18 protein-coding genes are annotated in these 18,374 nt (G+C 68.7%); 4 read left to right on the forward strand and 14 right to left on the reverse strand.

The genetic code is table 11. The features are described from left to right. Positions 1-164 precede the first annotated feature (164 nt). On the reverse strand, positions 165-920 hold the full coding sequence (locus JAV51_RS19835) for an acyltransferase (RefSeq protein WP_197322264.1): 756 nt from the start codon (positions 918-920) through the stop codon (positions 165-167). Positions 921-971: 51 nt separating this feature from the next. On the opposite strand from JAV51_RS19835, the gene JAV51_RS19840 reads away from it, so the two are divergent. Further along, positions 972-1,946 (forward strand): nucleoside hydrolase, encoded by a 975-nt coding sequence (locus JAV51_RS19840; RefSeq protein ID WP_197322265.1) that lies wholly within the window; start codon positions 972-974, stop codon positions 1,944-1,946. Positions 1,947-2,036: 90 nt separating this feature from the next. Continuing rightward, positions 2,037-3,179: a C40 family peptidase gene (locus tag JAV51_RS19845; protein WP_197322266.1), complete on the forward strand. Its 1,143-nt coding sequence runs from the start codon at positions 2,037-2,039 to the stop codon at positions 3,177-3,179. Positions 3,180-3,188: 9 nt separating this feature from the next. On the opposite strand, the gene JAV51_RS19850 is transcribed toward JAV51_RS19845, so the two are convergent. The 9 genes from JAV51_RS19850 to glgP form a co-directional block, all read right to left on the reverse strand. After that, positions 3,189-5,591 carry an excinuclease ABC subunit UvrA gene (locus JAV51_RS19850; RefSeq protein ID WP_197322267.1) on the reverse strand — a complete coding sequence of 801 codons (2,403 nt, stop codon included), beginning with the start codon at positions 5,589-5,591 and terminating at the stop codon, positions 3,189-3,191. A gap of 122 nt (positions 5,592-5,713) precedes the next feature. Next, the gene (locus tag JAV51_RS19855; RefSeq protein ID WP_197322268.1) at positions 5,714-6,139 is read right to left on the reverse strand and encodes a VOC family protein; all 426 of its coding nucleotides are present in this window, start codon (positions 6,137-6,139) and stop codon (positions 5,714-5,716) included. 10 nt (positions 6,140-6,149) lie between these two features. After that, positions 6,150-6,623 (reverse strand): helix-turn-helix transcriptional regulator, encoded by a 474-nt coding sequence (locus JAV51_RS19860; RefSeq protein ID WP_197322269.1) that lies wholly within the window; start codon positions 6,621-6,623, stop codon positions 6,150-6,152. 73 nt (positions 6,624-6,696) lie between these two features. Then, on the reverse strand, positions 6,697-6,915 hold the full coding sequence (locus JAV51_RS19865) for a DUF2277 domain-containing protein (RefSeq protein ID WP_197322270.1): 219 nt from the start codon (positions 6,913-6,915) through the stop codon (positions 6,697-6,699). A gap of 61 nt (positions 6,916-6,976) precedes the next feature. After that, entirely contained in the window at positions 6,977-8,176 is a 1,200-nt protein-coding gene (locus tag JAV51_RS19870; protein ID WP_197322271.1) for a class I SAM-dependent methyltransferase, read from the reverse strand. 6 nt (positions 8,177-8,182) lie between these two features. Next, on the reverse strand, positions 8,183-9,160 hold the full coding sequence (locus JAV51_RS19875) for a class I SAM-dependent methyltransferase (protein ID WP_197322272.1): 978 nt from the start codon (positions 9,158-9,160) through the stop codon (positions 8,183-8,185). A gap of 1 nt (position 9,161) precedes the next feature. After that, entirely contained in the window at positions 9,162-9,941 is a 780-nt protein-coding gene (locus JAV51_RS19880) for an enoyl-CoA hydratase/isomerase family protein (RefSeq protein ID WP_197322273.1), read from the reverse strand. An 83-nt stretch (positions 9,942-10,024) separates the two neighbouring features. Beyond that, positions 10,025-10,789 (reverse strand): ABC transporter ATP-binding protein, encoded by a 765-nt coding sequence (locus JAV51_RS19885; RefSeq protein WP_197322280.1) that lies wholly within the window; start codon positions 10,787-10,789, stop codon positions 10,025-10,027. A gap of 145 nt (positions 10,790-10,934) precedes the next feature. Next, positions 10,935-13,490: an alpha-glucan family phosphorylase gene (gene glgP / locus JAV51_RS19890; protein ID WP_197322274.1), complete on the reverse strand. Its 2,556-nt coding sequence runs from the start codon at positions 13,488-13,490 to the stop codon at positions 10,935-10,937. 139 nt (positions 13,491-13,629) lie between these two features. On the opposite strand from glgP, the gene JAV51_RS19895 reads away from it, so the two are divergent. Both JAV51_RS19895 and JAV51_RS19900 read left to right on the forward strand, forming a co-directional pair. Next, complete coding sequence (locus tag JAV51_RS19895; RefSeq protein WP_197322275.1) at positions 13,630-15,069, forward strand: neutral zinc metallopeptidase; 1,440 nt, start codon at positions 13,630-13,632, stop codon at positions 15,067-15,069. Between the two features lie 736 nt (positions 15,070-15,805). Further along, complete coding sequence (locus JAV51_RS19900; RefSeq protein WP_005450042.1) at positions 15,806-16,384, forward strand: dihydrofolate reductase family protein; 579 nt, start codon at positions 15,806-15,808, stop codon at positions 16,382-16,384. A 235-nt stretch (positions 16,385-16,619) separates the two neighbouring features. Here the strand turns inward: JAV51_RS19900 and JAV51_RS20570 are convergent, their stop codons facing one another. The 4 genes from JAV51_RS20570 to JAV51_RS20355 all read right to left on the reverse strand — a co-directional run. Then, positions 16,620-16,877 carry a CPCC family cysteine-rich protein gene (locus JAV51_RS20570; protein WP_374059075.1) on the reverse strand — a complete coding sequence of 86 codons (258 nt, stop codon included), beginning with the start codon at positions 16,875-16,877 and terminating at the stop codon, positions 16,620-16,622. After that, positions 16,795-17,136 carry a hypothetical protein gene (locus tag JAV51_RS19910; protein WP_197322277.1) on the reverse strand — a complete coding sequence of 114 codons (342 nt, stop codon included), beginning with the start codon at positions 17,134-17,136 and terminating at the stop codon, positions 16,795-16,797. Before JAV51_RS19910 ends, JAV51_RS20570 begins: the two co-directional genes overlap by 83 nt. Beyond that, on the reverse strand, positions 17,129-17,824 hold the full coding sequence (locus JAV51_RS19915) for a polymorphic toxin-type HINT domain-containing protein (RefSeq protein WP_231642750.1): 696 nt from the start codon (positions 17,822-17,824) through the stop codon (positions 17,129-17,131). Before JAV51_RS19915 ends, JAV51_RS19910 begins: the two co-directional genes overlap by 8 nt. Before the next feature lie 206 nt (positions 17,825-18,030). Then, on the reverse strand, positions 18,031-18,374 hold a 344-nt coding region (locus tag JAV51_RS20355), incomplete at its 5' end, for a hypothetical protein (protein WP_231642751.1).

The raw sequence follows: 18,374 nt of genomic DNA on the forward strand, positions 1-18,374 counted from the left end.
CCGAACGACGAGGCCGGGCAAGGCACACCCATCCGAACTACAGACATCCGTACGCAGCTCGCGGACACGCGTCTCTCCGGTACGAACACCCGTTCCCCATCGGCGAACAACTGTTCCTAGCCTGCGGGCACCCGTCCCTGGCCTGCGGACACGATGTCGGGGGCTCAGGCTTCGCCGAGGGTCTTCTTCAGGGCCTTGTTCGCCTTGCGGGCCATGTCCTTCACCGCTTCGCGGCGTTCGGCGTCGGCCTCGTAGTCGGCCCTGCGGTCCCGCACGACCCGCGCGGGAGAACCCACCGCGATGCCGTAGTCGGCGATGTCGCCCCGCACCACGGCGTGTGCCCCGAGCACGCACCCCCGGCCCACCCGGGTGCCGCGCAACACGGTCACCTTCGTGCCGATCCAGGTGTCCGGCCCGATCCGCACGGGCGACTTCACGATGCCCTGGTCCTTGATCGGGCGCGTGATGTCGGTGGTGACGTGGTCGAAGTCGCAGATGTACACCCAGTCGGCCACGAGCGTCGCGGCGCCGATCTCGATGTCGAGGTAGCCGTTGACGACATTCTGTCGCCCGAACACGGTCTTGTCGCCGATCCGCAGCGATCCCTCGTGGCAGCGGATGGCGTTGCCGTCGCCGATGTGCACCCACCGGCCGATCTCCATCCGCCCGTAGCCGGGCCGACAGTGGATCTCGACGTTGCGGCCGAGGAACACCATGCCGCGCAACACGATGTGCGGGTTCGCGAGCCGGAACTTGAGCAGCCGCCAGTACCTCACCAGGTACCACGGGGTGAAGGCCCGGTTGCGCCAGACCCAGCGCAGCGAGTCGGCCGTGAGGAACCGCGCCTGCCGGGGATCACGCCGGGACCTACGCCACGCCTGCACCCGCGAGAGCACGGGAGAACCCCACATCGACGTCATGGCAAGGAACCGTAACGTGTGCCGTGAGGGGCCGAACGAGGGAGTACGCACGTGGGGACCAAGCTCGTCATCGACACCGATCCCGGGGTGGACGACGCCTTCGCCATCGCGTTGGCGGCGTTGAGCGAGGACGTCGAGCTGCTCGGGGTGACGACGGTGTTCGGCAACGTGGGGCTGGAGGCCACCACGCGGAACGCGCGTCGGATTCTCGCGCTGTGCGGGCGCGATGACGTGCCGGTGGCGCAGGGCGCGGCCCGTCCGCTCGTCCACCCGCACGCCCACAAGGCCCGCTACGTGCACGGCGTCGACGGGCTGTCGGGGCGTTCCGCCGCCCTGCCGGAGCCTGGACGACCGGTCGAACCGGGTGGTGCGGTGCGACTGCTCTCGCGGCTGCTGGAGGACTCCGACGAGCCGGTCACGATCGTGCCGATCGGGCCGTTGACCAACGTCGCGACCCTGCTCGCCGCCCGCCCCGACCTGCACCACAAGATCGCTCGGATCGTCGTGATGGGCGGCGCGCTCTCGCACGGCAACGTGAGCGCGGCCGCGGAGTTCAACGTCTGGAGCGACCCGGAGGCCGCACACCGGGTCCTCTGCGGCGGCGAGGTGCCGTGCGTGCTCGTGCCGATGGACCTCACGTATCGGTGCGCGGTCAGCCGTGCGTGGTTGGACGAGCTGTCCGGCTCCGGCCCGGTGGGGGCGGCGCTCGCGGCGTTGACTCCCGACTACCTCACGCACTACCGCAAGGCTCTCGGCTGGGACGGCATCGTGCTCCACGACGCCGTGGCCGTCGCCGAGGCGATCACCCCCGGCATCCTGACCACCGAGACGGTGCCGATGGCGGTGGAGACGTCGTTCGGCCCGGCTCGCGGCGCCACGCTGGTGGACCAGCGCCGCCCGGAGCTTCGCGCGGACACCGAGACGCCGGAGGACGGTGCCGCCGTCCGTGTCGCCGTGGACACCGACGTGGACGCATTGCGGGCCTTCCTCGCGCGACGGCTCACGAGCCGACTCACCCTGCGCTGACCACACCACCCGACCGGAGCACGCCCTCGGTCTCCCCCGTCCCGGGTACGTCTTCACGCACCGTGGCCACTCGCTGCTTATCCTGTGGCCATGAGTGCGGAGCGGCCACGGAGCAGACGGCTGGTGATCGCGGGCGTCGCGGCAGCGGTGGTCGCCGTCGCCGTCGTCGTCGTGGCACTGCGCTTCGCTCCCCAGGACGCGGAGGGAACCGCGGCGGGAAGCACCACGGAACCGTCGGCGCCGTCGTCGAGCACGATGTCGACGACGGCCACGACCACCGCGCCACCGACGTCCTCGATTCCCGCGGACTCCGGTCTGGTGTTCGAGGAATGGGTGGACGACGTCGCCGACTGGCTCGACGTCCCGCGCCGGGCGATGTACGCCTACGCGACCGCGACGGTGACGTTGGCCGAGGAGCGACCGGACTGCCACCTGTCCTGGGTGACCCTCGCGGGCGTCGGCCGGACCACCACCGACCACGGTCGCGTCGAGGGCGGCCACGTCACCGACACCGGCGCGATGTCGGAGCCACTGGACACCGTGGAGGTGCGTGACTTCGCCGACGAGGTGATCTCCGAGCCCGGCGCGGCGGGGCCGTTGCAGCTTCCGCCCTCCGTGTGGGATCGCTTCAAGGCGAGCCCGCGCGACGAGGAGCCCGACATCCAGAACATCGACGACGCGGCGCTGACCGCGGGACGGGCGCTGTGCGACGGCGGTCGCGACCTCTCCGACGGCGACGACTGGCTGGCGGGCGTCGCGGTCGTGCAGGACCACCCACTGTTCCTGCACCGGGTGCTCGCGACGGCCAACGTCTACGGCACCGTCGGGCAGAGCCGCACCGAGCCGAACGCCGCCGCGCTGAAGGCGGTCACCTTCGCCATCGACAAGATCGGCCTGCCGTACGTGTGGGGCGGCAACGGCACGGAGAAGGGTGACGCCGGGTTCGACTGCTCCGGCCTCACCACCGCCGCCTACGCCGAGGCCGGCGTGTCGCTCATGCGCACCGCGCACACCCAGTACCACAGCGTGCCGTTGGTGGATCGCGACGACGAGCTGCAACTCGGCGACCTGATCTTCTTCGGCGACCCGGACACGAAGATCCACCACGTCGGCATCTACATCGGCAACGGACAGATGATCGACGCGCCGACCTTCGGCCAAGCCGTCCAGGTGCACAACTACCGCAAGCCCGGCGACAACTACGCGGGCGCGGGCAGGCCCACGGCCGCGTAGCGGTCGCCGTCAGCCGCCGACGTACTCGGCGAGGTGCCGCCCGGTGAGTGTCGAACGCGCGGCCACGAGGTCGTGCGGCGTGCCCTCGAAGACGATTCGGCCGCCCTCGTGACCGGCACCGGGGCCGAGGTCGATGATCCAGTCGGCGTGCGCCATCACGGCCTGGTGGTGCTCGACCACGACGACCGACTTCCCCTGGTCGACGAGGCGGTCGAGCAGCCCCAGCAGGTGCTCGACGTCGGCGAGGTGCAGGCCGCTGGTCGGCTCGTCCAGGACGAGCACGCCGCCTTCCTCGGCCATGTGCGTGGCGAGCTTGAGGCGCTGCCGCTCACCGCCCGACAGGGTCGTGAGCGGCTGGCCGAGCGTGAGGTACCCGAGCCCGACGTCGGACAGTCGCCGCAGGATGCGGTGCGCGGCCGGGATGCGGGCCTCTCCCTCGGAGAAGAACGCGTGCGCCTCGGCCACCGACATCGCGAGCACCTCGCTGATGTCGCGCCCGCCGAGCCGGTACTCCAACACCGACGCCTGGAAGCGCTTGCCCTCGCACTCCTCGCACGGCGCCGGAACCCCGGCCATCATGGCGAGGTCGCTGTAGACGACGCCCGCACCCCCGCAGGTGGGACACGCGCCCTCGGAGTTGGCGCTGAACAGGCCCGGCTTCACGCCGTTGGCCTTCGCGAAGGCCTTGCGGATCGGGTCGAGCAGCCCGGTGTAGGTGGCCGGGTTGCTGCGCCGCGAACCACGGATCGGGCTCTGGTCGATCGACACCACCCCGACGTCTGCAGGCATGGAGCCGTGCACGAGCGAACTCTTCCCGGACCCGGCGACCCCGGTGACGACCACGAGCACCCCCAGCGGGATGTCGACGTCCACGTCACGAAGGTTGTTCGCCGTCGCACCCCGGATCTCCAACGCCCCGGTGGCGGTACGGACGCTCGGCTTCAGGCGGACCCGGTCGTCGAGGTGCCGTCCCGTGAGCGTGTCGCCGGCGCGCAGGCCCTCGACCGTGCCCTCGTAGCAGACCCGGCCGCCCTGCGTGCCCGCGCCGGGACCGAGGTCGACGACATGGTCGGCGATGGCGATCACCTCGGGCTTGTGTTCGACGACGAGCACGGTGTTGCCCTTGTCGCGCAGCCGCAGCAGGAGGGCGTTCATGCGTTGGATGTCGTGCGGGTGCAGGCCGATGGTGGGCTCGTCGAAGACGTAGGTGACGTCGGTGAGCGACGAGCCGAGGTGGCGGATCATCTTCGTCCGCTGCGCCTCGCCACCCGAGAGGGTGCCCGACGACCGGTTCAGCGACAGGTAGCCCAGCCCGATCTCCACGAACGAGTCGAGCGTGTGCTGCAGTTTCTCCAGCAGCGGCGCCATCGTCGCCCGCTCCCCGTCCGACGCCGCCAGACCGCGTACCCACTCGGCCAGGTCGCTGATCTGCATCGCGCAGGCGTCGGCGATGCTCACCCCGTCGATCTTCGACGACCGCGCCTTCTCGTTGAGCCGCGTGCCGTCGCACTCCGGGCAGACCGTGAAGGTGACCGCCCTGTCGACGAAGGCCCTGATGTGGGGTTGCATCGACTCGCGGTCCTTGGAGAGGAACGACTTCTGGATCTTCGGGATCAGCCCCTCGTAGGTGAGGTTGACGCCCTCGACCTTCACCTTCGTCGGTTCCTTGTAGAGGAAGGCGTCGAGCTCGCGCTTCGTGAACTCGCGGATCGGCTTGTTCGGGTCGACGAACCCCGACTCGGCGTAGACGCGCACGGTCCAGAAGCTGTCCGACTTCCAACCGGGGATCGTGAACGCGCCGTCGGCGATCGACTTCGAGTCGTCGTAGAGCTGGGTGAGGTCGATGTCGGACACGGTGCCCATGCCCTCGCAGCGCGGGCACATCCCGCCGGTGACGCTGAACTCGCGCCGTTCCTTCACCTTCCGGCCGGACTTCTCCATCGTCACCGCACCGGCACCGCTCATGGTGGCGACGTTGAACGAGAACGCCTGGGGCGAGCCGATGTGCGGCTCCCCGAGCTTGCTGAAGAGGATGCGCAGCATCGCGCCGGTGTCGGTGACCGTGCCGACGGTGGAGCGCGGGTTGGCGCCGATCCGCTCCTGGTCGACGATGATCGCCGTGGTCAGACCGTCGAGCACGTCGACGTCGGGCCGGGCGAGGTGGGGCATGAACCCCTGCACGAAGGCACTGTAGGTCTCGTTGATCAGCCGCTGCGACTCGGCGGCGATCGTGCCGAAGACCAACGAACTCTTGCCGGAGCCGGAGACACCGGTGAACACGGTCAGCCGCCGCTTCGGGATCTCGACGCTCAGGTCGGCCAGGTTGTTCACGCGGGCGCCGTGCACGCGGATGACGTCGTGGGCGTCCGCAGCGATGACTCGGGTCTTCGTGGGTGACGCGGTCGTGCTCATCGGTGACTCCTTCGTCGGCGTGCCTACCGTCGATACTCGGTGGCCGGGGCGGTGCACGCCGGTCGGCGCGTGGCACCGTCGCACCCGGGGAGCGAGTACGACGGTGGTGGACCGGGTGGCGCTCAGCGCTGTTCGAAGATCCGGATCAGATTGCCCGCGGGGTCGCGGAACGCACAGTCACGCACACCCCATGGCTGGTCGGTGGGTTCCTGGACGACCTCCGCGTCGCCTGCCAGCAGCCGCTCGAACGTCGTGTCGAGGTCCTTGGTGGCGAGGTTGACGGCGGCGTAGGTGCCCTTGGCCATCATCTCGGCGATGGTGCGCCGCTCGTCCTCGGTGATACCGGGGTCGGCGGCGGGCGGGTGCAGCACGAGCGACGTGCCGGGCTGGCTGGGCGGCCCGACCGTGATCCAGTGCATCCCCTGGTATTCGACGTCGTTGCGTACCTCGAAACCGAGCGTGTCGCGGTAGAAGGAGAACGTCTCCTGCGGATCGTTGTGGGGCAGGAAGACCTGGTGGATGGTGAGATCGATGCCGTCGTTGGTCATACCGACGACGCTATTGCGCCGAGGCCGCCGAAGCTTCTCGATTCCTGACCGGTCGCGTGACGCGCTTCGCCACGCAGGGCGGCATCCCCTCCACCCCGTGTGCCTGCCGCCGGTACACGCTGGGTGGCACTCCCACGAGTTCGGTGAACCGGCTGCTGAACGTGCCCAACGACGAGCAGCCGACCGCGAAGCAGACCTCGGTGACGCTCAGGTCACCTCGCCTCAGCAGCGCCATCGCCCGCTCGATCCGCCGGGTCATGAGGTAGGAGTAGGGCGACTCCCCGTAGGCGCGCCGGAACTGGCGGCTCAAGTGTCCGGCCGACATATGCACGCCGCGGGCCAGCGCCTCGACGTTCAGCGGCCGGTCGTACTCCCGGTCGATGCGGTCGCGCACGCGGCGGAGCAGGGCGAGGTCACGCAGGTACCGGTCCGGGGCCGCCCCGCCCCGTGCCTGCGTCGGCGCAGGCGTCGAGTCCGTGGTCACACTTCGAGATCCTACGACGACAGTCCCTCACGGACTCCCGCGTCGCCGACACTGTCGGCTCGGCGAGCGCGGGTCAGCGAGCCGGGGCACCGCGCACGCGCAGCGACGACAGCAGCTCTGCCGTCGCCTCCTCCACGGCGTCGACCGCCCGCTCGAAGGCCTCGGCGTTGTGTGCGGCGGGGTGGTGGAATCCCGACACCTTGCGCACGTACTGGAGCGCGGCCGCTCGGACGTCCGCGTCGGTGACACCCTCGGTGAACGGTGGCCGCAGGGTCTTGATGCTTCGACACATACGTCCAGTGTCCTGCGGTTTCCGTCTCGGCGCCGTGCCCGGCGACGTCGGGCGGCGAGCCTCAGCCCTGCCGGGCGTCGGGCCGGCCGGGTATGCGCTCGGCCCGGCACAGATACGCCGTCGCGGCACGGCCGATCCGGGTGATCACCACACTCGCCTCACCCGACCCGCGAGGCTTGAGCCTCCGCCGCAGTGCGTCCGGGTCGACGTCGACACCGCGAACGAGAATTTCGAGGCGTCCGACGTCGTGTCGCCGTAGCAACGCCCGCAACGTCTTCTCGCTGTAGCGGCCGGAGTCGAGCACCCGGAAGGCCCGCACACCCGGTGGTGGAGTGTCACCGGTCAGGTACGCGATGCGCGGATCGAGCTGCCGAAGCCCGTGCCGCGCCGCGTAGTGGCGGACGAGCCCTGCCCGCACCACGGCACCGTCCGGGTCGACGATCCAGTCACCGACCTCGCCCACCGGCACGTCGTCGGGTTCGGCGTCGGTGATCGACCACGCGGAGCCGTCCGAGCGCAGCACCGTCGCCCTGCGCGTGGCCGTCGCGAGTCCTCCACCGATCAGACTTGCCTCCCGGACCCGGCCGTCGAGCGAGATGAGCTCGACCTCGCGGGCCCACGGCGCGGCGGCCGGATCGAGCCCGGGAGCGCACTTCACCATCAGGTCCCGGCCCGCGTACGCCTCGGCGAGGTCGTCGAGGGCGGGTGCGAAGTCCTCGGGTCGCCACCGACGACGGCCCGATGAGTCCCGGCGCGCCGGGTCGGCCACCACGACGGTCTCGCGGGTGACGGGCCGCAACGCGTCCGCCCGCACGAGCACCGGAGCCACCTCGGAGACCGCACAGTTGTGCGCGGCCATCGCCAACCGGACGTCGTCCACATCGGACCCGACGCACCGCCCGGCCGTACGGGCGAGCGCGACGAGATCCGCCCCCACCGAGCAGGTCACGTCGTGCACGTCGCGACCGGCGAGGCGACTCGCCCGGTACCGCGCCACAGGAGACGCACTCGCCTGCTGGACGGCCTCGTCGGTGAACAACCACCGCCCTCCGCCGTCCACTTTGGCCTCGGCCTTGCGGCGCAGCAGCGCCGTCTCCAACACGGCGGCGGCCCGTTCCGCACCGACGAGCCGCCGCACCGTCGCGACATCGGACAGCCTGCTCGCCTCCGTCAACGCCAGCGTCGAACAGGCCGCCAACGCCTCGTCACCCTCCCGCGAACGCAGGAACGCGACGTCGTCGAGCGAGAAGGTGTACGCCACGAGGTGTCAGAGCTTCGCGGGCGCGGCCGGCTTCGTCCCGGTGATCATCACGTTGTAGAACAGCTCCCGCGGCAGCACCTTGGACAGCAGCTTGCGGTCGAGCGCCGACAGCCGCAGCCACGCGTGGTAGGCGAACAACCGCCAGCGCAGCGTCAGCTTCTCCTGCGGCACGGCCGCCTCGAACGTGCGGATCGGCCACCCGACCAACGCCGCGCTGAACTCGTCCGTCACCGCGCGCACGTCCACCGCACCGGCACCCAGCGCCATACGTTCCAGTTCGGACGGATCGAAGGTGTGCAGGTCCACGACCGCTTCGAGCGCCGCCGCACGCGAGGACTCGTCGAGTTCGGTCTGCGGTCGCCGCCACGATCGCAACGCGGACAGCTTGGTGATGTTGGTGGTCAGCCACCACGTCAGCCTGCCGAGCCTGCGGGCGTAGAAGTCACCGATCTTCGTCGGCTCGCCCGCGAAGACGAACCGGCCGCCCGGCTTGAGCACGCGCAGGACCTCTCGCAGCGCCGCCCGCACGTCGGGGATGTGGTGCAGCACCGCGTGCCCCACGACGAGGTCGAAGCTGTTGTCGTCATACGGGATGCGCTCCGCGTCGGCGACCCGGCCGTCGACGTCGAGCCCGAGGTTCTTCGCGTTGCGCAGCGCCACCTCGACCATGCCCGGCGACAGGTCGGTGACCGAGCCCTTCTTGATGACACCGCCCTGCATGAGGTTCAGCAGGAAGAACCCGGTGCCACTGCCGAGCTCCATGGCGTGGCCGTAGGGCTGGCCCTGCGTGCCCGCGACCGCGTTGAACACGTCGGTGGCGTAGGAGATGCAGCGCTCGTCGTACGAGATCGACCACTTCTCGTCGTACGTGCCCGCCTCCCAGTCGTGGTAGAGCACGTTGGCGAGCTTGGGGTCGTGGTAGGCGGCCTGAACCTCGTCGGCGGTGGCGTGCGGGTTCGGCGCCGGGTCGGACACGTGGGTCACGTCACTTCCCCTCGAAGGTGGCCTTGCCGGGGCCGTTCTCGATGAACGACTGCATGCCGCGGGTCTGGTCCTCGGTGGCCCAGAGGGCGGTGAACAGCTCGGTCTCCAGCTTCAGGCCGTTACGGAGGTCGGTGTCGAGACCGCCGTCGATGGCGGCCTTCGCCGCCCGCAGCGCCACGGCCGGACCGTTCACGAACTGCGCGGCCCAGCGGCGCGCCGCCGCGTACACGTCGTCCGGAGCGACGACCTCGTCGACCAGCCCGATCGCGAGCGCCTCCTCGGCCTTGACGAACCGGCCCGTGAACACGAGGTCCTTGGCACGGCTCGGGCCGATGAGCCGGGCGAGGCGCTGCGTGCCGCCCGCACCGGGGATGATGCCGAGCTGGATCTCGGGCTGCCCGACCTTGACGTTGTCGCCCACGACGCGCCGGTCGGCGGTCAGCGCCAGTTCGAGCCCACCGCCCAGCGCGTAGCCGGTGACGGCCGCGACCGTGGGCTTGGGCAGTTCGGCGATGACGGTCAGCGACGCCGACAACGCGGCACCGAAACGCTGCATCTCGACGTACGACTTCGCCGCCATCTCCTTGATGTCGGCGCCACCGGCGAACGTCTTCTCGCCGCCGTAGAGGATGACGGCCCGCACGTCGTCCCGCTCGCCCGCCTCGATCGCGGCTTCCCGCAGTTCGGCCTGCACCTGGTTGTTCAGGGCGTTGACCGGCGGCCGGTCCAGCCGGATGGTGCCGATGCCCTCGTCGACCTCGAGACGGACGAACTCGCCCACGCGCTTCCTCCTTCACCTTCCACGATCGGCGGCAGCCGACCGCGTCGTCGCCTGCCTCGCAGGCTACCCGCCAGTAGAGATCGTCACCGACGTCGGGCGAAGAACCTGTCGCCCGACCGCTGCAACATCAGGTCCTGCCCGAACGCCGTGGACAGGTTCTCGCTGGTCAGCACGTCGTCCATCAGGCCGGCCGACACGACCTGCCCCTCGGACAGCAGCAACGCGTGGGTGAACCCGGGCGGAATCTCCTCCACGTGGTGGGTCACCAGCACCATCGCGGGCGCGTCCGGGTCGAACGCGAGCGCGGACAGCCGGGCGACGAGATCCTCCCGACCCCCGAGGTCCAGCCCGGCCGCGGGCTCGTCGAGCAACAGCATCTCCGGGTCCGTCATCAACGCCCGCGCGATGAGCGTGCGCTTGCGCTCGCCCTCCGACAACGTGCCGTAGCTGCGGTTCGCGAGATGCACGATGCCGAGCGCCGCCAGCAGCTCGTCCGCGCGCTCGGTGTCCAGCTCGTCGTACGACTCGCGCCAGCGGCCCATGACCGCGTACCCGGCGCTGATCACCACGTCCCGCACCTTCTCCTCCGGCGGGATGCGGCCGTTGACGGCGGCCGAGGTGAACCCGACCCTGGTGCGCAGCTCGAAGACGTCCACCCGCCCGAGCCGCTCGCCCAGCACGTGCACCGCGCCCGTGGTGGGGTGCAGTTCCGCCGCGGCGAGCTTGAGCAGCGTGGTCTTGCCCGCGCCGTTCGGACCGAGCACCACCCACCGTTCGTCCAGCTCCACCGACCAGTCGAGGTCGGCGAGCAGCTTGTTGCCTCCCCTCCTGACGCCCACACCAGACATGTGGATCACGAGATCGGCAAGGTTGTCCGGGACCGCCACGTCGTTCACGGGCTCATTGTCACCGACCGGCTGTCGAAGGCAAGAACGCACCCCGCGCGGGCCCCCGGCGCACGCAGCCGCCCGCCCCGGCGAACCCGCAGGTGAGTCAGGCCAGCACCACCTTGCCGAGCTCCGCCGGAGTGGCGAGCAACCGGTGTCGGGGCAGCACCCGCACCGTGTAGCCGAGGGAGCCCGCGAACGGCAGCCGGAGCGTCCCGGCGAACTCGCCCCGCCCACACGGCGACAGCGGCACGGTGACGACGTCGGCGAGGTCGTCGGTGTCACCGACCCGGCCCAGGACCGCTTGCACCTCCACATCGGACTCGGTGAGGTCGGCGAGGTCGACGCGCGCCGTGATGCGCGCGGGCGTGCCGACCACGGGGGTGTCGCTGCCGTCGACCGTCAACTCGGTCGACACCACCCGCAGCAACGGCCAGCATGCGTCGAGCCGGGCGCGGTAGGCGGCGAGCGACCGGGCGCCCGCGTAGTCGTCGGCCACCGCCTCGGCCACCGTCGTCGCCGCGGGCCCGTAGTACGACTCGACGTACTCCCGCACCATGCGCGACGCCTGCACTCGCGGACCGAGCGTGCGCAGCGTGTGCCAGATCATCGACACCCAGCCCCGCGGCACGCCGTGGTCGTCCCGGTCGTAGAACAACGGCGCCACCTGTTGTCCCAACAGGTCGTAGAGCGCCGCCGCCTCCAGGTCGTCCCGCAGCAACGGGTCCGTGACACCGTCGGCGGTCGGGATGGCCCAGCCGTTGCTGCCGTCGTAGTACTCGTCCCACCAGCCGTCGCGGATCGACAGATTGAGACACCCGTTGAGCGCCGCCTTCATCCCCGAGGTGCCGCACGCCTCCAACGGCCGCGTGGGGTTGTTCAGCCACACGTCGCACCCGCGATAGAGGTAGCGGGCCATGGACATGCCGTAGTCGGGCAGGAACACCATGCGTTCCCGCACGGCCGGGTCGTCGACGAACTTCACGATCTGCTGGATGAGCGCCTTGCCGCCCTCGTCGGCCGGGTGCGACTTGCCCGCCACCACGATCTGGATGGGCCGCTCGTCGTCGAGCAGCAGAGCACGCAGCCGGTCGGGATCACGCAGCATCAACGTGAGCCGCTTGTAGGTGGGGACACGCCGGGCGAAGCCCACGGTCAACACGTCCGGGTCGAAGATGCGGTCCGTCCAACCCAGTTCGAGTGCCGACGCGCCGCGCTGCAACCACGCCTCCCGCGCGCGCCGCCGCACCTCCTCGACCAGGTTGCCGCGCAGTTCGCGCCGCAGCGCCCACAGTTGCTCGTCGGTGACGGTCGGGTCGATGCCGGAGCCGTCGCCGTCGTGGCCCCACTCCTCGTCGCTGCCGCCCAGCAGCGCGCTCATCTCCCTGGCCACCCAGGTCGGCCCGTGCACGCCGTTCGTCACCGACGAGATCGGCACCTCCTCGGTGTCGAAACCGGGCCACAGGCTGCTGAACATCCGTCGCGACACCCGGCCGTGCAGGGCGGACACCCCGTTGGCCCGCTGCGCGAGCCGCAACCCCATGTGCGCCACGTTGAACCGGGTCGGGTCCGCCTCGGCTCCCAACGCGAGCACCCGTCCGACGTCCACGCCCGGCAGGAGTCGCCCGTCGCCGAAGTAGTGCCGGACGAGGTCCGCCCGGAAACGGTCGAGCCCGGCGGGCACCGGGGTGTGAGTGGTGAACACCGTTCCCGCCCGCACGGCCGACAACGCCTCGTCGAACGTCAGCTCCCCGGCGTCGAGCACCTCCCGGACGCGCTCCAGCCCCAGAAAGCCCGCGTGGCCCTCGTTGGTGTGGAACACCTCGGGCTGCGGATGTCCGGTCAGCTCGCAGTACCGGCGCACGGCGCGCATGCCACCGATCCCGGCGAGGATCTCCTGCCGGATGCGGTGGTCGTCGTCGCCACCGTAGAGCCGGTCGGTGACGGTCCTCAGGTCGTCGTCATTGCCGTCGACGTCGGTGTCGAGCAGCAGCAACGGGATGCGCCCCACCTGCGCCTTCCAGATCTGGGCCACCAGCTCCCGCCCACCGGGCATCGCCACCCGCACGTGCGCAGGCTCGCCGGAGGGCTCGGTCACCAGCTCCAACGGCAATCCGCTCGGCTCGATCACCGGGTAGTGCTCGACCTGCCAGCCGTCGAGGGACAACGACTGCCGGAAGTACCCCGCGCGGTAGAGCGGACCGACACCGATCATCGGCACCCCGAGATCGGAGGCCGCCTTCAAGTGGTCGCCCGCCAGCACACCGAGTCCTCCCGAGTAGTTCGGCAGCGCCTCGTGCACCCCGAACTCCAAGGAGAAGTAGGCCACCGCACGCGGGAACCGCTCGCCGTCACCAGCCGCCTCGACCCGCCGTTGGAACCACCGCGGCTCCGTGAGATACCGCCGCAATTCCTCGCTGGCCGCGCGGGTCCTGGCGAGGAACGCCGCGTCGTTCGCGAGCGCGTCGAGCCGCGACGGCGGCAACTGGGTCAGCATGCGCAGTGGGTCGCGGACACGGCGGAAGAGCGCGTCGTCCATCGACGCGAACAGATCCCGTGTCGGTGGATGCCACGTCCACCGCAGGTTGGTGGCCAGTTCGGTCAGACCCGTCAACTCGTCGGGCACCCGCGCGTGGACGGTGAACCGGCGAACAGCTTTCATGAAGATCGACCATAACGGCGGGCGGCCGGCACTGCGCGCGCCCTCACTCCGAGGCCGGACCCGGAGGGCCGGGAAACTCACATCCCCTTTGCCCGGGATCGACCCAATCGACGTTCGTCGGTGCGCTACTGTCCCCGCCATGACGCGCACAGGGGGACGAGGGGTGCGACGCCGACTGCTGGCCGTCGCGGTCGTGTTGGGGATGCTCGGGACGAGCGCCTGCGCCAACCGGATCGAGGGTGAAGGCACCATCGCGGGTCTGGAGATCACCCATTTCGAGAGCGGGTTGAAGGCCTCGGCGCCGGACCCGGGGCTGGCGATCGAGAACGTCTCCGAGACCGAGGACGACCGACTCGCCGCCGCCGCGATCGCCGATGTCACCGCGTTCTGGACCGAACAGTTCCCCCAGCACTTCGCGCAGGAGTTCCCGCCCGTCGCCAAATTGCTGTCCTACGACAGCAACACCGACCGGATCGACGTGTGTGGTGCGACCACCGCCGACGTGGCGATGAACGCCTTCTACTGCCCGCCCGAGGATCTGGTGGCGTGGGACCGCGGCACCCTGCTTCCCCTGCTGCGCGAGAAGTTCGGCCCGATGGCCGTGGTCACCGTGCTGGGCCACGAGTTCGGGCACGCCGTGCAGTACCGGCTCGGCGCGAAGGCCGGCATCAGCGGGCAGACGTCGACGATCGTGAAGGAACAGCAGGCCGACTGCTTCACCGGCGCGTACTTCCGCTGGATGGCCGAGGGACGCAGCGAGTACTTCCAGGTCTCCACATCGGAGGGTCTGAACCAGGTGATGGCGTCGCTGTTCTTCATCCGCGACTCGCCCGGCCAGTCGCACTCCGCCGACGGCGCGCACGGCACCGCGTTCGACCGCACCTACGCGTTCCAGCTCGGCTTCCAGAACGACGCAGCGAAGTGCGCCGCCATCGACCAGGCCGACGTCGACTCCCGCATCACCGAGCGCCCCTTCGACCCCGACGACGCGGGCATGGGCGACCTGGCCGTCAACGAGGAGACGCTGGGGCTGCTCCAGCGGAGCCTCGACAAGTCGTTCTCGGGCGCCGGGGTGCCCGGACCGACGATCGTGAACCAGGGCGGGTCCTGCCCGAACGGCGGCGTCTCCACCCCGCCGGTGTCGTACTGCGAGGACACCAACACCGTCACCGTCGACATGGCGGCGCTGGCCAAGCTCGGGCAACCCATCGACCGGGAGGCCGAGTTCACGGGCCAGGGTTCGGGCGGGCTCGGCGACTTCGCGGCGTTCGCCGAGGTCGTCTCCCGTTACGTACAGGGCATCCAGGTCGGTTTCGACATGCCGGTGGACAACACGAACGCGGGCCTGCGCACGGCGTGTCTCGTGGGCGCCTGGACCGCCGCCATCGACCAACCCGGCGCGTCGCTGCGGCCGTCACCGGGCGACCTCGACGAAGCCATTGCGGAGCTGCTGCTGCCCCGCAGCCTCATCGCGGCCGACATCAACGGCCACCCGGCGCCGAACGGTTTCGACCGCATCGAAGCCCTACGCCTCGGCTACTTCGACGGCTCAGGAGCCTGCAGCTCGAAATACCCGTGAGCGGTGGTAGATACGTGCCACAAGCAACCTGCTCGTCTGGATCAACGCTCTGGACGAGCAGTCGAAGGCGCAGGCCGTTGATGCCATCACTCGCTGCGTCCGGGCGCTCGGCGGACACATCCCGATCTTCGCGGTGTTCGGCCACGATGCGTACATCGTGCGCGGCACCGACGCCCCCACGCTGACACACCTGTTCGCCGACCCGCTGTCTCACCGTCATCCCGCGGTTCTTGTCCATACCTGACGTGCCAACCGTCTAGGGAACGCACGCCTGGTTCTCCGTGCGCACCAGCTCCCTGATCGACCAACCCGTTCGGCTGGTTGCCGAGCCTCCAGTGGGCACCATGCGACAGGCTAGTTGCATTTTCGAAGTCCACTTCGTAATCTGAAGTGATGGGTGGGGGCAATCGTCAGTACTGCGGGTTTGCGGAGGTGAGCGGCCCGGTCACGTGACCTCCGAACGGCCGGGGTGGTGGTGCGGGTCGCCGATGAGCAGCCCGGTGGCGGCGTGGCCTACAGGACCGACGCCTCCCTGGCTGCGGCGCTCCGCGCCGGATACCCGGCCGGGCGTCGCGGGATTCGGTCACGGTCGGCGCAGGTGCACCGGACTTCGAAGCCGATCTGACGGTCCATAGTGGCCCCGAACTACGCGTCCTGCTCGCAGGCAACCTCATACCCTTTGCTGCGCTGTCCAGCGGTCCGAAATTCGAGCTGCTGTCCAGAAGAGGACAAAATCATGGCCGTGATCGCGAGTTTGAGCATCTCGCTCGATGGGTTCTACACGGGTCCGCGCCCGAGCCCAGAGAACCCGATGGGTGATGGTGGCGCGGCCTTACATGGGTGGTTCGCCCACGATATCGCCGACCGGAACCAGCTCACCGCAGACGACATCCTGCGTCCGGAGTTGGAGCGCACCGGCGCCCTGGTCATGGGCAGAGACAGCTACGAACACGCCCAGGTCACCTGGGGGCCGCACCCGCCGTTCGAAATGCCTATTTTCGTCCTCACCCACTACTCGCGTCCCGACGACATCCGCGAGGGTTCCTCGTTCCACTTCATCACCGACGGATTCGAAGCAGCAGTACAGCAAGCAACCGCCGCCGCGGACGGCAAAGACGTCGGGCTGCACGGCGGCGGAGCGATTCGGCAGGGGATACGCGCCGGTCTTCTCGACGAACTGCAGCTACACCTCGTCCCGGTACTCCTCGGGCAAGGCCGCCGGCTCTTCGAAGACCTTCGGTGTGAGTTCGGCATCGTGCGTGTCGCGGAAGGACCCGGGGCGACCCACCTCAAATACCAGGTGATGCAGCCGTGATCCCGACAGCGTTTGCCAGGCCCACCAACGTCCTGACCCACAACAGTAGCCGAATGAGGCCTCCTGCCCGGATCTGTCCACGATGCAACCGGGCCCGATCCCCAGGCCATGCATTACCTACCAGGTCGAGCGACTCAAAGTTACCCAAAGCCTGGCCTGCCGGACAAAAACGTGACCGCGAGAGTCGCCTTCACCGGATACCCGAGCTCCGAAAGCAAAACGGAGATCACTTACACTATGGATGGAATGGGTTCATTGGGCTTCTATAAAGAGTTACTTCATGAGCATCGTCTCGAAGGGGAGGCCAACGAAGCTGTACCAGATCACCCTCCCAGTGACACACAGGGCAAATCGGATGCGAATCCGGAGGCTCGTCGTGTACCTCGCATCCACAGCATGCACGGTGAAGTTCAGCAGTCCGATTGACGCGCAACCCGGTCTCCTTCTGGCGTGTTTCTGATCCAGAAGCTACCCCCGAGCGGCATCCAATCATTGGCCTCTAAATCCACTAGGGCCCGCCGGCATAACTCCTCAACTGCACCTTCCCAATCTTCGAACCCGCTATCACCAATCACCCCCAAACAGGCTTCGTTTCGCCGTAGAAGTCGTTCAATAACCCCCATGGCCACCTCCTTGTACGACCCCCCGGATTGATTTGCCACTTCACGGCTCAGGGCAATAATGTCATCAACCAGGACCCAGTCGTCAAGTCCTTCCTTCAAAACTTGCAATGCCACACTTTCTTCATTCATTTGATAGATGCACCTTCCACGGCTTTCCGCTCGGCGGGATAATATCGATCGTGGGACCACCGGAACGGGAACTTGTTCTCCACTGCATTATAGTGCCATCCTGTAGCTTGAACACGTCAGGGATTTTACTACCACGCGCAGGCATCCTTTCAGCTCCAGCGGTCCACTTTTCGAAACTTTCTCGCATCTCCTGTACTGTAGGCACTTCCCTTACGTGCTGATTATTTCCTTTCTCAAGATCACGGAACTCTGACTTCCAATCGCAGGGTCCACTTGAGTTGTGCGCAAGAACACCTACATCGCTTGCCACCGCATAGTAGGTGTGAACACCGTTGATGGTGAGGTTGTGGACTCGGTGGCTCTCAGTCCGGCGTTCGGTGCTGAGGACTTCGACCCGCTCACCGTCCGCGGTCAGCAGGTCGTTGCCGGGTGTGAGTGCGTCGGCGTTGAGCCAACGGCCTTGGTCGTCGACCCAGAACGGGTGCTCAGCCGTGGCCACCACCCTGGCGGTCCTGTCACCGTCCGCGCCGTCGACGTCGACCGTGACCTCGACCAGCTCCTTGATACCGGAGCTGGTGATGGTCGCCACGACCGTACGCGGACCCTCCTCCCCTGTCTCCGGATCGGTCGCCCACACCCGATCCCCAACCTCAACCTCCTCGACCGACTCCACACTGCCATCGGCCAACAACACACCCGTACCAGGCACAAAACTGCTGCACCCCGGCGGACCACCACCACTCCGACGACCCGCGCTCGCGACGTCCCCGGCAGCATCCGCACCCTTGCGGAACCACTTCGTGAACGTGGCAGCAATACCAGCCAACGGCGCCGCCGCCCCACACGAGAACGCCGCGTTCGTGACATCCCCCTCCGCGGCATACCACCCACAGTTCAGGCCACCAGCCCAGCTCCCAAGCCCGGCGCCAGACCCGCAATATCAAGAAGAACATGGCCCACATCACTCAAGTCCACAGTGGCCGGGGCAGGCTTATGACAACCGTACTTCCGCATACAGGCTTCTGAGCCAGAGCCACCGCTCGAGCCTCCACCACCCGGCTGACTGTGACCCGCCGTGCGCGTGTTCTGCCCGGTCGAGTAGCCGCCACCGGACCACTGGGGTCGCTGGAAATACCGTTTGGCGACCTTGACGGCACTCGAGACCACCTTCGTGAACCATTCGAGGAACAACCCCGACGGGTCCGAATAGGTGATCGGGCTGTTGTTCGAGTAGGTGT

The organism is Saccharomonospora sp. NB11 (assembly GCF_015910535.1).
In the GTDB taxonomy this organism is placed as follows: Bacteria; Actinomycetota; Actinomycetes; order Mycobacteriales; family Pseudonocardiaceae; genus Saccharomonospora.